The organism is Curtobacterium sp. C1 (assembly GCF_021049325.1).
GTDB lineage: Bacteria > Actinomycetota > Actinomycetes > Actinomycetales > Microbacteriaceae > Curtobacterium > Curtobacterium citreum.
Genome location: NZ_CP088076.1, coordinates 3129743 through 3143113, shown reverse-complemented (window position 1 = coordinate 3143113; position 13371 = coordinate 3129743). Strand labels below are relative to the sequence as shown.

The following is a 13371-nucleotide window of genomic DNA, read 5'->3' as shown; positions in this document are numbered from 1 at the left end:
CGCGCTTAGGATGCCGATCCGCTCGTCGGGTGCCGATCCGCGCAAAGGAGGTCAGAAGTTCCTGCCTCTCATGCGCGGATCGGCATCCCAGGTCGTCTGCGATGGGCTCGATCGTCACTCCTCCACACGGGCAACGGCCTGGAGGCGCGTCCACAGCCCGCCCCGTCGCTCACCGACGAGCGTCGTCAGACCGCGATCGTGGTCGGTATGGAGACACCACTCGCGATCTTCCGGGCGAGCCCGCTGCAGGACGCCGGGCGGTCCGGAGCCACGTTGCGGCGCCGGGCTGCCTCCCACGGCCCTGACCGTCTCGTCCGCGTCGGACCGAACGCATTCGTCCGTGGTGCGGACTGGGACGCCGCCGGTCCGCGCCGGCGGTACGTCACCCGCGTCTTCGCCCGCCTGGGACGACGGAGCGTCGCCGCTGTCGGCTCCCATGCCTCGGCGGTCGCGGTGCACGGACTGCCCCTGCCGGGCCCGTGGCCGGACGACGTGCACCTCACCGTCCCGAAGTCGCACTACCGGAGCGGCACCCGGGGGCTGGTCCTGCACACCAGACCGGTCCCGTCCGCGCACCTCGTCGAGCACGGCGGCGTGCGCTTCACCTCCGTCGCGAGGACCGTGGCGGACATCGCCCTGCTCGGCGACGTCCGGACGGCGGTGGTGGTCGCCGACGCTGCACTGCGCGCCGGAGTCGAGCGGGCGAGCATCGTGCAGGCGCTCGGGGGCACTGCGAAGGACCGGGGTCGTGCCGTCGCCACTCGTGCCGTCGAGCTCGCCGACCCGCGGTCGGGTTCGGCCGCCGAGTCACTGGCACGGGTCGTGTTCCGTGAGATGGGCCTGCCGAAGCCGGTGCTCCAGCAACCCTTCGTCGTCGGAGGGCGCCGGTACGAGGTCGACTTCTGGTTCCCCGAGCAGGGCGTCATCGTCGAGGTGGACGGCCGAGCGAAGTACACGCAGGAGCGGTTCCTCGCGGGCCGGACCGCCGACCAGGTGTTCATCGACGAGAAGCGCCGACACGAGGCACTGCTGACGGTGCCGGGTGTCCGACGCATCGTCCGGATCGAGTGGCGCGACCTGTGGGACCTCGACGCGCTGACGAGACGATTTCGTGCAGCGGGCCTCCCCTGCGCGGTCCGGCCGGTGCGCAGCGCACGAGGTGTCGCCTGACGCAGCATCGGTGGGCGGAGTGAGCCCGGAGCGGTGAGGGAGCACAGCGGCGCCTGGCTAGCGTGACGCCATGGCTGTCAGGGAGATCTGGCTCGTGCGCCACGGGGAGTCGGAGGCGAACGTCGCTGCCGCCCGCGCCGAGGCCGACGGAGCAGACGTGATCGACGCGGGGCACCGGGACGCCGACGTCCCGCTGAGTCCGCTGGGGCGGGAGCAGTCGCGTGCTCTCGGGCGCGAACTCGCGGACCGCGGCGTCGACGACGTCCCGGTACGCCTCTGGGTCTCGCCGTACCTGCGCGCTCAGCAGACGATCGACCTCGCACTCCGGGCCGGCGGGTTGGACGAACCCGGACGGCGGGTCGACGAGCGGCTCCGGGACCGAGAGCTCGGCGTGCTCGACCTGCTCACCGCGCAGGGCGTCCGGAACCGCTGCCCGGACGAGGAACGCCGTCGTCAGTGGCTCGGCAAGTACTACCACCGCCCGTCCGGGGGCGAGTCGTGGATCGACGTCATGCTGCGCCTCCGCTCGCTGCTGCACGACGTCGACCGGCTCGACGAACCCGAACGACTGCTCGTCGCCGCGCACGACGCCGTCGTCATGCTCACCGTGGCCGTCTGTTTCGACCTGGACGAACCCGCGCTGATGTCGTTCGCGGCCGAGCACACCGTGGCGAACGCCTCGCTCACACGACTCCGGCGGGACGCCCCCGGGGCCCCGTGGACGCTCGAGGAGTTCTCGGCCGTCGGGCACCTCGACGACGACGAGGTCACCGAGCACAGCGGGCGGAAGGACGACACCCGTGTCTCCTGAGCCGATCACGCCGAACGCCCTGCGGGACTGGCCGCTGCCGGAGCCCGGTGCGGGCAAGTACGGCCGTGGCCAGGTCCTGGTCATCGGCGGCGCGGCTCGGACCCCCGGGGCAGCGATGCTCTCGCCGTGCAGGTCGGGCCGCTCGGCTACCTGGCGAGCGAGCTGCTCACCGAGATCCCGCGCGTGCTGGTTGAACTCGGCGGCTGACCCGTCAGAACCGCCGGGCGTTCGAGCCCATCGCACCCGACATCGGAGGACGTTCCGCGCACAGGGGGCAGGAACGAACGACACCCTACGAGCGATTCGGTCTCCTACGCGCGGATCGGCCGACCTCGCGCGGATCGGTGCGGCAGCCCGGCGATCACGCACCCGGCCCCGCTCAGCCGCGCAGGGACTCGACGGCCTTGTCGATGCGGCGCTGGCGGGTCTCGGGGGCCTTCGCCTGCACGACCGGGTCGACGAGCGCGCGCTGCCGTGAGTTCGACAGGGTCTCGAAGGCGGCACGGACGCCGGCCTCCTCGAACGCCGAGGCCAGGTCGTCCGGCACCTCGACCGAGCGCGGGAGCGTGTCGACCTCGAGCGTGACCTCGACGGTGTCCCCGGCGGCGACCCCCGCGGCGGTGCGGTGCTCGGCCGACAGCGGGACGAGCGACTGGCCGCCCATGACCCCGATCGTCGACCGGTAGGTGTAGCCCCCGTCGATCGTGACCACCACGGCCGGTCGACCCCCGGCGCCGAGCGCCGCGACGACCTCCGGGGGGACGGGCAACCCGGTGGCGGTCTTCCGCGCCTGCAGGACCGTCGTCGTGAACTGCATCCGTGCCTCCGAGAAGATGGCGCGCCAGCGGCGCGAACAAGCGAAACCGTACAGCCGCACCCGCTGTTCCGCCACCGTTCACCACCGCAGCACTGCTCGGAAACCGGCCCCGTCCACGATCGTCCAGAACGCGGCGCCGCCCCCACCGGCCCGCCCGAACCGCACCCGCAGCACCCCACCCCACAGCACCCGAAAGGCGCACCCCGTGCAGCACACCCGCACCCTGGCCGGCCTCGCCCTGGCCGCCGCCGCAGTCGTCACCCTCGCCGGCTGCTCGGCGACGAGCAGCGCGTCGACGTCGAGCGACACCGACTGGAAGACCGCGACGAGCGCCCAGTCCGCCGGCGGCATGGACGCCCTCGTGAAGGCAGCGAAGGCCGAGGGCAAGCTCAACGTCATCGCCCTCCCGCCGACCTGGGCGAACTACGGCAAGATCATCGCCGGCTTCGAGAAGAAGTACCCCGGCATCACGATCAACTCGGCGAACCCCAACGGGTCGAGCGCCGACGAGATCGCCGCCGTGAAGTCGCAGAAGGGCCAGTCCACCGCCCCCGACGTGCTCGACCTCGGCAACGCGGTGATGCAGCAGAACCTCGGGCTGCTCACCGACTACAAGGTCGCGAACTGGTCGGACATCCCCGACACCCTCAAGGACGAGGACGGCAAGTGGACCCGTGACTACACGGGCCTGATGTCGATCGGCTACGACTCCTCGAAGATCAAGGAGGCGCCGAAGGACCTGAACGACCTGCTCGGCAGCGAGTACAAGGGGAAGGTCTCGATCGCGGGGGACCCCACGCAGGCGAACCAGGCCGCCTCCGCGGTCTACCTCGCAGCGCTCGAGAACGGCGGCTCCGCGGACGACATCACCAAGGGCGTCGAGTTCTTCGGCAAGCTCAAGCAGGCCGGCAACTTCCAGAACGTGCTGCCCTCGCAGGCGACGGTGGCCTCGGGTGAGACCCCGGTCGTCGTCCAGTGGTCGTACAACAACCTCGCGTGGGGCCCGGCGGCCGGTGCATCGGGGAACAAGAACTGGAAGACGGTCGTCCCCGAGGGCCAGGCCCTCGGCTCGTACTACTCGCAGGCGATCAACAAGGACGCCCCGCACCCGGCGGCCGCGCGGCTCTGGCAGGAGTACATCGCCAGCCCCGAGGCACAGAACCTGTACCTGCAGGCCGGTGCCTTCCCGTCGACCCTCGCCGCCATGGAGCAGTCCGGCAAGGTCGACAAGGACGCCCTCGAGCAGGCCGGCGGCATGCCGAAGGACTACGTCGAGCTGACGGACGCGCAGGTCACCGAGGCCGCGAAGGTCCTGGCGGCCAAGTGGTCCGCCACGATGGGGTCCTAGTCCCGTGACCACGGCACCAGCGGCGGGAGCGCGCAGCACCGGGACGCCCGGCCCGGGACCGGGAACGGTGGGCACGGCCCCCGTCACCGCGGGCCCGGCCGCCACGAGCACCGCCCCCGCCGCCGGTGCCGGCCTCGGGACCCGCACCACCACCAAGTCCGCGGCGAACCCCCGCGCCCGCCGCGGCCCCGGCCTCGCCTGGCTCGGGCTCACCCCCTTCGCCGTCTACGTCCTGCTGTTCCTCGCCGTGCCGGCCGTCATCGCGGTCAGCAGCGGGTTCTTCACGGGCGACGGCGCGTTCACCCTCGCGAACCTCGCCGCGTTCGCGGATCCGTCCGTCCTCCGTGCCTTCGGCGGCTCGTTCGGCCTGTCCGCCGTCTCCGCGGTGCTCGGTGCCGTGATCGGGGCCCTCGTCTGCTGGGCGCTCGCCGCGCTCCGACCGGACGGCCTGGTCCGCTCGATGATCGACGCCGCCGCGAGCGTCCTCGCCCAGTTCGGCGGCGTGATGCTCGCGTTCGCCTTCATCGCCACGATCGGCGTCCAGGGCCTGGTCACCACGTGGTTGGTGTCCGCGACGGGTGTCGACCTCAACGCGAACGGCGCGTTCCTGTACACGGTCCCCGGACTCGTCCTGCCGTACGTCTACTTCCAGGTGCCCCTCATGGTCCTCACGTTCATGCCCGCCCTCGAGGGCGTCAAGGCCCAGTGGGGCGAGGCCGCGGCCACGCTCGGCGCCTCCCGCGCCACGTACTGGCGTCGCATCGCCCTGCCCGTGCTCGCGCCGGCCTTCTGGGGATCGCTGCTGCTCCTGTTCGCGAACGCGTTCTCGTCGTTCGCGACCGCCGCGGCGCTCATCTCGCAGGGCGGCATCGTCCCGCTGACGATCCGCGCCCAGCTCACGAGCGAGACGATCATCGGCCTGCAGAACGTCGCCGGGGTGCTCGCGCTCGGCATGGTGGTCGTGATGGCGGTCGTGATGGGCGCCTACTCGCTGCTCCAGCGACGGGCTGCGCGGTGGCAGCGATGACCGCCGTCGGCACGCGTCCGTCCCGTGGTCGGGTGAGCCGGCCGGGAGGCACGCCCCGCGTCCGCCGCTTCGGCGTCGCCCCGTCACGGGTCACCGCCGCGATCGTGCTCGGCGTGGTCGGCCTCGTGTTCGCCGTCCCGCTCCTCGCGCTCCTGCAGTTCACGTTCCGGCAGGGCACCGACGGGTCGCTGACGCTCGCGCACTACGCCGCGATCCTCGACCCGGCGAACGCGGGCACCTACCAGCCGGTGTTCGACGGCCTGTCCGCGTCCCTGCTCATCGCCGTCATCACGGTGGCGATCGTGCTGTTCGTCCTCCTGCCCGCGCAGGTCGTCACGGCACTGCGGTACCCGCGGCTGCGGCGGGTGCTCGAGTTCGTCTGCCTCGTCCCGATCACGGTGCCCCTGATCGTGCTCGTCGTCGGGTTCATCCCCGTGTACCAGGTGGTCGCGCAGCTCCTCGGCTCGGACGCGTGGACGCTGTCCTTCGCGATCGGGATCGTGGCCCTGCCGTTCGCGTTCCGCCCGGTCGCGACCGCGCTGACCGCCGTCGACGTCACCACCCTGTCCGAGGCGGCCCGCTCACTCGGTGCCTCGTGGTGGACCGTGACGTGGCGGATCCTGCTGCCGAACCTCCGCCGCGGCATCACGGCCGCGTGCTTCCTCACGATCACCGTCGTCCTCGGCGAGTACACGCTCGCCTCGTTCCTGTCCCGGACGACCTTCCAGACCGCGCTCGTGCTCGTCCAGCAGACCGACCCGTACGTCGCCGCGGTGTTCTCGCTCGCCGCACTGCTGTTCGGGTTCGTGCTGCTCGTCCTCATCGGCCGCGTCGGGACGTCCCGCCGGTCCCGCTCCAAGGAGTCAGCATGACCGTCACCGCGCCCGCCGCCCCGTCGTCCCTCGTCACCGAGGGCGCGACCGTGGAGCTCGAGGCCGTCGAGAAGCACTACGGCACGCACCGCGCCCTCGCCGGGCTGTCCCTCCGCATCGAGCCGGGGGAGTTCGTCTCGCTCCTCGGCCCGTCCGGCTGCGGCAAGACCACGGCGCTCCGGGCCCTCGCCGGGCTCGAGGCGATCGACGCCGGCGCGATCCGCATCGACGGCGTCGACGTCGCGCAGACCCCGGTGAACCAGCGCGACATCGGGATGGTGTTCCAGCAGTACTCGCTGTTCCCGCACATGACCGTGCGCCAGAACGTCGCGTTCGGCCTCGAGATGCGGAAGGTCCCCGCCGCCGAGCGTCGCGCCCAGGTCGTCGACGCGCTCGACATGGTGCACCTCGCCGAGTTCGCGGACCGGTACCCGCACCAGCTCTCCGGCGGTCAGCAGCAGCGCGTCGCCCTGGCCCGGGCGCTCGTCACCCGCCCCCGGGTCCTGCTGCTCGACGAGCCGCTCTCCGCCCTCGACGCCAAGGTCCGGGTTTCCCTGCGCGACGAGATCCGCCGCATCCAGAGCGACCTCGGCATCACGACCGTGTTCGTCACCCACGACCAAGAGGAGGCGCTCGCCGTCTCCGACCGGATCGCGGTGATGCACGCCGGGGACGTCGAGCAGGTCGGGACGCCGGAGGAGCTGTACCGCACCCCGACCTCGGCGTTCACGGCGGACTTCGTCGGGCAGTCGAACCGGCTCCGCGGGGACCTGCGCGGCGGCGACGTGTTCGTGTACGGCTTCCGCGTGCCGGCGCTCGACACCGGGGCGGCCGACGGCCCGGTGCTCGCCTACGTCCGGCCGGAGGACGTCGCCTTCGCGTCCGACGGGGTCACCGGCACCGTCGTCGCGTCGAGCTTCCTCGGGTCGATCCGGCGCACCACGGTCCGGCTCGACGACGACACCGTCGTGACCGTCCAGCACGAGGTCGGCGACCGCCGCACCGCCGGGGACGCCGTCGCGCTCCGGCTGCTCGGCGCCCCGGTGGCGACCGCCCCGATAGCGTAGCCCTCGGGGGCGCGACCCGCGCCGTCGTCTCCGGGAGGCGCGTGGCGGGCCCGCACCGCGCCTCCCGTCCGGTGCGCGTCAGCGCTCGAAGCGCGCCGCCTGCTCGCCGGACAGTGCTGCAGCGACCCGCGCCCGCATGTCCGCGCTCATCGCGGGCAGCGCGTCGAGCGGCGCCCAGAACGCCTCGGTGTTCTCGCCGTCGGCCGGGGCCGGCGTGCCGGACACGTACCGGCACGTGAAGACCAGGTCGAGGTACTGCGCACGGTCCCCGTTCGGGTACGTCATCTCGGGCAGGACCTGCACCCACGCCAGGCGTTCGGCGACCGCGACGACGTCGGCCTCCTCGAGGACCTCGCGCTCGGCCGCCACCGCGGGCTCCTCGCCCGGGTCGACGATCCCGGTGACCGGGGTGTACGCCCCGGTGTCGGCACGTCGGACGACCAGGAGTTCGCGGTCGGCGCCCTCGCCACGGGTGACGACGGCGGTCACGCCGGTCAGCCAGAGCAGGTCGGTGCCGATCTTCTCGCGCAGGGACAGGACGTACTCGGGGGTGGGCATGCCCCCACGCTACCGACGAACCCTGTCGCGAACTGGTCATGACCAGTAGGGTGGGCGCGTGGAGATCATCATCCTGTCCTCGCCGGCCGAGGTCGGTCGCGTCGCCGCCGCCAAGATCGCCTCGGTCGTCGCCGAGAAGCCGTCGGCCGTCGTCGGGCTCGCCACCGGGTCGAGCCCCCAGGGGATCTACGCCGACCTGCGCCGTCGCGTGCAGGCCGGACAGGTCTCGTTCGCCCAGGCCCGCGGGTTCGCCCTCGACGAGTACGTCGGCATCCCGCTCGACCACCCCGAGTCGTACGCGTCCGTGATCGCCCGCGACGTCGTCGAGCCGCTCGGCTTCGACCCCGCGCGCGTCCGCGTGCCCGACGGCCGGGCCACCGACCTGGCGTTCGCGGCCAAGGAGTACGACGCCGCCATCCGTGCCGCCGGCGGGGTCGACGTGCAGATCCTGGGCATCGGCGCGAACGGGCACATCGGGTTCAACGAGCCGACCTCGTCGTTCGCGTCCCGCACGCGGATCAAGACGCTCGCGCCGTCCACGCGCGAGGCGAACGCCCGGTTCTTCGACTCGCTCGACGACGTCCCCACGCACTGCATGACGCAGGGGCTCGGCACCATCCTCGAGGCACGTGAGCTCGTGCTCGTCGCACAGGGGGCGGCGAAGGCGGACGCGGTCGCCGCGGCGGTCGAGGGGCCGCTGTCGTCGTTCGTGCCGGGGTCGGCGCTGCAGCTGCACGAGCACGCCACCGTGGTGGTCGACGAGGAAGCGGCGGCCGGCCTGCAGCTCGCCGACTACTACCGGTACACGTACGACCACAAGCCGGAGTGGCAGCGGTTCGAGTGACGCCCCGGGCCTGGCCCGGGCCCGCAAAACGCAACGTCGGCGGTTCCTCGCAGCGGTATGTCGCTGCGAGGAACCGCTTCCGTTGCGTCTTGCGGAGGCTGAGCGCCCGGCGAGCAGGGATCAGCGGGCGGCGGACAGGCGCGCGAGGCCCTCGCGCAGCGTCTCCTCGGAGCAACCGAAGTTGAGCCGGGCGTGCCCGGTGCCCTGGCGTCCGAAGTCCCGCCCGTTCGACAGCGCCACCTTCGCCCGGTCGACCAGGAGTCGAGCGGGCTCGTCGCCCCACGGCAGCGCCCGCAGGTCGAGCCACGCCAGGTAGGACGCCTGCGGCTGCCGGTACCCGGCACCGGGCAGTGCCGTCCCGAGCTCCTCGGCCAGGACCCGTCGGTTCGCGGCGAGCTCGGCCAGCAGCGACGCCAGCCAGGGTTCACCGTCGCGGAACGCCGCCACGCTCGCGGTGTAGCCGAGGATCCCGGTCCGCTCGACGACCTCGACCGGCAGGCCGTCGAACCACCCGCGGGCACGGTCCGATGCGCCGACCATGAGCGCGCACTTCGTCCCGGCGAGGTTCCAGGCCTTGCTCGCGCTCGTCAGGGCGACCCCGTGCTCGACCGCCTCGGGCCCGCAGGTCAGGAAGGGCGTGAACACCGCGTCGGCGTGGGTGAGCGGCGCGTGGATCTCGTCGGACACCACCACGGCGTCCCACTCCGCCGCGAGCCGGGCCAGCGCGACGAGCGACTCCCGGGCGTGCACGAGGCCGAGGGGGTTGTGCGGGTTGCAGAGCAGGACCGTCCGGGCACCCGCCGCGAGCGCCGCGGCGATGCCGTCCAGGTCCATCCGCCAGCCAGCCGTCGTGTCGTACGGGTCCGGGTCGCCGGCCGGCGGGAGCAGTGGGACCTCGGTGACGGTGCCGCCGGCCTCGCGCACGTAGTCCCAGAACGGCGGGTAGACGGGCGGCATCACGACGACCTGGTCACCGGGGGCGACGACCCGGCGGAGCACCTCGACCGCCGCGACCGAGACGTCCGTCGTCGTGCGGACGAGGTCCGGGTCGACCTCCCACCCCCACCGGCGGTCGGCGAAGTCGGCGAACACCTCGGGGAGCACCCGCGTGTGCCCGACGTACCCGGTGTCCCCGGTCGTGACGGCCCGCACGAGGGCGTCCCGGATCGGCTCGGCGGGCATCGAGTCCATCTCGGCGACGAACATCGGCAGCACGTCGGCGGGGTACGCGGTGTACTTCTCGCTGGTGCGGTCGCGGTGGGCATCGAACGGCGAGACCATGACGCTCATGTGCCCAGCCTGGCACCGCGGGCACCGGTCAGGCGAACGTCGCGCCGGTCAGCTCCGCGGACAGGTCCCACACCCGTGCCGCGTCCGCCTCGCTCCGCAGCGGTCGCCAGAGCGCGTGCCGGCCCGGGGCGCCGCCGACGTTCCCGGGGCCGAGCGGGCCGTGGAGCGCGCCGTCGCGGCCGGCCGGGTCGGTCGCCGCGAGCAGTGCCGGCAGACCCGCCGTGTGCGCGGTCCCGACCAGGAGGCCCCGCGCCGACAGCCACCGGATCGCCCGGACCGACGCGGTGTCCCCGGAACGGCCGAGCTCCGGACGGGCGGCGAGCAGGCTCGTCGGCGCGACGCCGGGGTGCGCGAGGGTGCTCGTCACACCCCAGCCGTGCCGGCGGCTGCGTCGGGCGAGTTCGAGCCCGAAGAGCCCGAAGGCGACCTTCGACTGCTGGTAGGCCCGCATGCCGTGGTAGCTGCGCTCCCAGTTCGGGTCGTCCCAGTGCACCGAGCCGCTCCGCGCCGCGACGCTGATCTGGGAGACGACGTGGCCGCGCGCCGCGCGCAGCAGGGGGAGGAGCCCGGCGACCAGGGCGACGTGCCCGAGGTGGTTCGTGCCGAATTGCAGCTCGAAGCCGTCCTGCGTGGTCTGCCGCTCGGGCGGGGTCATCACGCCCGCGTTGCCGATGAGCAGGTCGACGGGGGTCGCCGCGTCCACCATCGAGCGGGCGAAGGTGCGCACGGAGACGAGCGACGACAGGTCGAGCGTCCCGAGGGTCACCGACGCGCCGGGGTGCTCGCGGAGCACCTGGGCCCGCGCGGCCTCGCCCTTGGCGGTGTTCCGGACCGGCAGGACGACCGCCGCACCTGCTCCGGCGAGGGCGGTGGCGATGCCCAGGCCGATCCCGTCGCTCGCACCGGTCACCACGGCGGTCTGCCCGTCCAGGCGGGGGAGGGAGATCTCGATCGGTCGTCTCGGCACGGTGTGCTCCTCGTCGTCGGCACCCGGTCGTCCCGGGTCGTCCCCAGCGTGCCGCGGCGCCGATCGTCGAACCAGGACCTGCCGGACCGTGGCTCCGGCGTCCGTGTCCCGCGATGATGGGCACGTGATCGATCGACCGGGACTGGGCGCCTTCCTCCGCCGTCGCCGAGCGGCCCTGCAGCCCGCCGACGTCGGCCTGCCACCGGGCCAGCGTCGTCGGACCGACGGCCTGCGGCGCGAGGAGGTCGCGACGCTCTGCCACATGTCGGCCGACTACTACGCCCGGCTCGAGCGGGGCACCGGGCCGCACCCGTCCGAGCAGATGGTCGCCGCGATCGCGCAGGGACTGCACCTGAGCCGGGCCGAGCGGGACCACGTGTTCCGCCTGGCCGGGCACCGGCCGCCGGACCAGGGCGCCGGGACGGACCACGTCGGCCCGGGCATGATGCGGATCTTCGACCGGCTCGTCGACACCCCGGCCGAGGTCGTGTCGGAGCTCGGTGAGACCCTGCTGCAGACACCCCTGGCGGCGGCGCTGTTCGGGGACGCGCGCGAGCGGCAGGGTCGCGCTCGGTCGATCGGGTGGCGGTGGTTCACCGACCCGGAGGCGCGGGCGCTGTTCCCCGTGGAGGACCGGGACGCCACGGGTCGGCTCTACGTCTCGTCACTCCGCGAGATCGCTGCGCGTCGGGGCCCCGGGTCGACCGCGGCCGGGTTGGCCACGGCGCTGCTCGAGCGTTCGGAGGAGTTCCGGGTGCTCTGGGACGAGCAGGAGGTCGGGCTCGTCCCGGGTTCGGTGAAGCGCTACGACCACCCCGACGTGGGGCGGCTCGAGCTGCAGTGCCAGATGCTGCTCGACCCGGAGCAGGCCCACGTGCTGCTCGTCTACACGGCGGAACCGGGGACGGTGAGCCACGAGCGGCTCCGCCTGCTGTCCGTCCTCGCACCCGCCTGAACAGGCACCGCCCGCTCGTCATCGCCGTGTCGTCAGCGCCGTGTGGTCAGGGCAGGTGCTCCCCGGCGCCCCATACCCGCTGCACGTGCAGCTCGGGCGACAGCGCGACGAGGTCGGCCGCGTACCCGGGCGCGATCCGACCCAGCCGGTCGCCGAGCCCGAGTGCGGCGGCGGGCACGGCGGTGAGCGCACCGACGGCGTCCGGCAGCGACGCCGCCGCTTCCGAGACGGCGAGCCGCAGCGCACGGTCCTGGGTCAGCGTGGACCCGGCGATCGTGTCGGTGCCCGCGACGTGCGCCACGCCGTCGGTGACCGTCACCGCCAGTGACCCGAGCGCGTACGAGCCGTCCGGCGACCCGGCCGCGGCCATGGCGTCGGTGATGAGCGCGACCCGTCCGGGTGCCCCGCGGAGCAGGACCCGGGCGACGGCGGGGTGCACGTGCACGCCGTCGAGGATGAGCTCGAGCGTCACCCGGTCGTCCTCGAGCGCCGCGGCGATCGGGCCCGGTGCCCGGTGGTGCAGCCCCGGCATGGCGTTGCACGCGTGGGTGAGCAGCGTGGCGCCGGCGTCGAACGCGGCACGGGCCTGGTCGTACGAGCAGACGGTGTGCCCGACGGCGACGACCACCCCGGCGTCGACGAACCGGCGGACGGCGTCGATCGCGCCTGGCAGCTCCGGCGCGATCGTGACCTGACGGAGGACCCCGGCGCCGGCGTCGAGCAGGGCGTCGACGACGTCGGGCGTGGGGTCGACCAGGAACGACTCGTTGTGCGCGCCCTTGTTGTGCGGCGAGAGGAACGGCCCCTCGAGGTGCGCCCCGAGGACGAGCGGGTCGGTCGCGGCGACGGCGCGGATGCGCTCGAGGGACGCCACGAGCGAGGGCAGCGGGTTCGCGACGAGGGACAGGACCGAGCGGGTCGTGCCGTGTGCGCGGTGCACGGCGAGCGCGGCGTCGAACGCGTCGTCCTCGTAGGCTGCGCCGGCACCCCCGTGGCCGTGCAGGTCGACGAACCCGGGCGTCAGGACGGCGTCACCGAGGTCGAGCACCTCCGTCGCCTCGGGTGCCCCGGTGCCGGAGCCGACCGCCTCGATGACGGCACCGGCGAGCAGGACCCAGCCGTCCGCCGTGGACCCGGCCGCGTCGACGACGTGTGCGGCGCGGACCAGGGTGCGCCGTGCCTCCAGGCCGGAGCCCGGGACGGAACCCGAGCCCGACACGTCGCTCACGCCGTCTCCCGACGGAACGCGACCACCCCGGACAGCGCGGCCACCACGATGAAGACCAGCCCGACCACCGGGTGCCCGAGCGACACCCACGCCGCACCGGCTGCGATGACGAGCGCGACCTCGACGATCACCTTGCCGACCACGTCGGTGTCGATCGGCGACCGCGGCGCCCGGAACAGGAACCACACGACCGCGGCGAACAGCGGCGCCCCGACCATGAACAGCACGCCCGGGAACGGGAACGGCCACGCCAGGTAGCCCCAGTACGCGAGCGACGCCAGGCCGAACGCGCACACGACCACCCGCAGCACGGTCCACGCGGACACGGGCCGGGCCGGGCGACGGGGCGCGGTCGGCTCGGTGGGCGGCGGGACCTCGCCCCAGTCGACCGGGCTCTGCGGTGCGTTCGTCATGTGG

14 protein-coding genes and 1 pseudogene are annotated in these 13371 nt (G+C 73.4%); 9 read left to right on the top strand and 6 right to left on the bottom strand.

From position 1 onward, the window contains the following. Window positions 1–207: 207 nt before the first annotated feature. The 3 genes and pseudogenes from LQK89_RS15075 to LQK89_RS15065 form a co-directional block, all read left to right on the top strand. On the top strand, window positions 208–1170 hold the full coding sequence (locus LQK89_RS15075; RefSeq protein ID WP_058741249.1) for a hypothetical protein: 963 nt from the start codon (window positions 208–210) through the stop codon (window positions 1168–1170). Window positions 1171–1240: 70 nt separating this feature from the next. Then, window positions 1241–1981: a histidine phosphatase family protein gene (locus LQK89_RS15070; RefSeq protein ID WP_231049588.1), complete on the top strand. Its 741-nt coding sequence runs from the start codon at window positions 1241–1243 to the stop codon at window positions 1979–1981. Further along, window positions 1971–2105 (top strand): annotated as a pseudogene (locus LQK89_RS15065) (NAD(P)H-hydrate dehydratase); the annotation flags it as partial. The gene LQK89_RS15070 and the pseudogene LQK89_RS15065, both read left to right, overlap by 11 nt. A 255-nt stretch (window positions 2106–2360) precedes the next feature. On the opposite strand, the gene LQK89_RS15060 reads toward LQK89_RS15065, so the two are convergent. Further along, window positions 2361–2798, bottom strand: coding sequence for a YdeI/OmpD-associated family protein (locus LQK89_RS15060; RefSeq protein ID WP_144803967.1), 438 nt, complete (start codon window positions 2796–2798; stop codon window positions 2361–2363). 205 nt (window positions 2799–3003) lie between these two features. Between LQK89_RS15060 and LQK89_RS15055 the strand changes: the two genes are divergently transcribed. The 4 genes from LQK89_RS15055 to LQK89_RS15040 are packed head-to-tail and all read left to right on the top strand — an operon-like array spanning window position 3004 to window position 7112. Further along, complete coding sequence (locus LQK89_RS15055) at window positions 3004–4146, top strand: ABC transporter substrate-binding protein (RefSeq protein WP_231049587.1); 1143 nt, start codon at window positions 3004–3006, stop codon at window positions 4144–4146. Between the two features lie 4 nt (window positions 4147–4150). After that, the gene (locus LQK89_RS15050; protein WP_231049586.1) at window positions 4151–5173 is read left to right on the top strand and encodes an ABC transporter permease; all 1023 of its coding nucleotides are present in this window, start codon (window positions 4151–4153) and stop codon (window positions 5171–5173) included. Between the two features lie 32 nt (window positions 5174–5205). Beyond that, window positions 5206–6045 carry an ABC transporter permease gene (locus LQK89_RS15045; RefSeq protein ID WP_231049585.1) on the top strand — a complete coding sequence of 280 codons (840 nt, stop codon included), beginning with the start codon at window positions 5206–5208 and terminating at the stop codon, window positions 6043–6045. Then, window positions 6042–7112, top strand: coding sequence for an ABC transporter ATP-binding protein (locus LQK89_RS15040; protein WP_231049584.1), 1071 nt, complete (start codon window positions 6042–6044; stop codon window positions 7110–7112). The genes LQK89_RS15045 and LQK89_RS15040 overlap by 4 nt, the downstream gene beginning before the upstream one ends. A 78-nt stretch (window positions 7113–7190) precedes the next feature. On the opposite strand, the gene LQK89_RS15035 is transcribed toward LQK89_RS15040, so the two are convergent. Beyond that, window positions 7191–7670: an NUDIX hydrolase gene (locus tag LQK89_RS15035; protein WP_114849416.1), complete on the bottom strand. Its 480-nt coding sequence runs from the start codon at window positions 7668–7670 to the stop codon at window positions 7191–7193. Between the two features lie 58 nt (window positions 7671–7728). Between LQK89_RS15035 and nagB the strand changes: the two genes are divergently transcribed. After that, complete coding sequence (nagB, locus tag LQK89_RS15030; protein WP_144803979.1) at window positions 7729–8514, top strand: glucosamine-6-phosphate deaminase; 786 nt, start codon at window positions 7729–7731, stop codon at window positions 8512–8514. A gap of 120 nt (window positions 8515–8634) precedes the next feature. On the opposite strand, the gene LQK89_RS15025 is transcribed toward nagB, so the two are convergent. Then, complete coding sequence (locus LQK89_RS15025) at window positions 8635–9804, bottom strand: MalY/PatB family protein (protein WP_231049583.1); 1170 nt, start codon at window positions 9802–9804, stop codon at window positions 8635–8637. A gap of 28 nt (window positions 9805–9832) precedes the next feature. Then, a complete protein-coding gene (locus LQK89_RS15020; protein ID WP_144803983.1) occupies window positions 9833–10771 on the bottom strand; it encodes an SDR family oxidoreductase in 939 nt (312 codons plus the stop codon). Window positions 10772–10895: 124 nt separating this feature from the next. Between LQK89_RS15020 and LQK89_RS15015 the strand changes: the two genes are divergently transcribed. After that, window positions 10896–11726 (top strand): helix-turn-helix transcriptional regulator, encoded by an 831-nt coding sequence (locus tag LQK89_RS15015; RefSeq protein ID WP_174777407.1) that lies wholly within the window; start codon window positions 10896–10898, stop codon window positions 11724–11726. Window positions 11727–11772: 46 nt separating this feature from the next. Here LQK89_RS15015 and nagA read toward each other — a convergent pair whose 3' ends face one another. Both nagA and LQK89_RS15005 read right to left on the bottom strand, forming a co-directional pair. After that, on the bottom strand, window positions 11773–12954 hold the full coding sequence (gene nagA / locus LQK89_RS15010) for an N-acetylglucosamine-6-phosphate deacetylase (protein WP_231049582.1): 1182 nt from the start codon (window positions 12952–12954) through the stop codon (window positions 11773–11775). After that, window positions 12951–13367, bottom strand: a complete 417-nt coding sequence (locus LQK89_RS15005) for a YrdB family protein (RefSeq protein WP_231049581.1) — start codon at window positions 13365–13367, stop codon at window positions 12951–12953. The genes nagA and LQK89_RS15005 overlap by 4 nt, the downstream gene beginning before the upstream one ends. Between the last annotated feature and the right edge of the window lie 4 nt (window positions 13368–13371).

Bases quoted from the DNA above. Each gene is read 5' to 3' on its own strand.
- LQK89_RS15025 (WP_231049583.1), bottom strand. From the start codon at position 9,804: ATGAGCGTCATGGTCTCGCCGTTCGATGCCCACCGCGACCGCACCAGC.
- LQK89_RS15040 (WP_231049584.1), top strand. From the start codon at position 6,042: ATGACCGTCACCGCGCCCGCCGCCCCGTCGTCCCTCGTCACCGAGGGC.
- LQK89_RS15005 (WP_231049581.1), bottom strand. From the start codon at position 13,367: ATGACGAACGCACCGCAGAGCCCGGTCGACTGGGGCGAGGTCCCGCCG.
- LQK89_RS15075 (WP_058741249.1), top strand. From the start codon at position 208: ATGGAGACACCACTCGCGATCTTCCGGGCGAGCCCGCTGCAGGACGCC.
- LQK89_RS15035 (WP_114849416.1), bottom strand. From the start codon at position 7,670: ATGCCCACCCCCGAGTACGTCCTGTCCCTGCGCGAGAAGATCGGCACC.
- LQK89_RS15070 (WP_231049588.1), top strand. From the start codon at position 1,241: ATGGCTGTCAGGGAGATCTGGCTCGTGCGCCACGGGGAGTCGGAGGCG.
- LQK89_RS15060 (WP_144803967.1), bottom strand. From the start codon at position 2,798: ATGCAGTTCACGACGACGGTCCTGCAGGCGCGGAAGACCGCCACCGGG.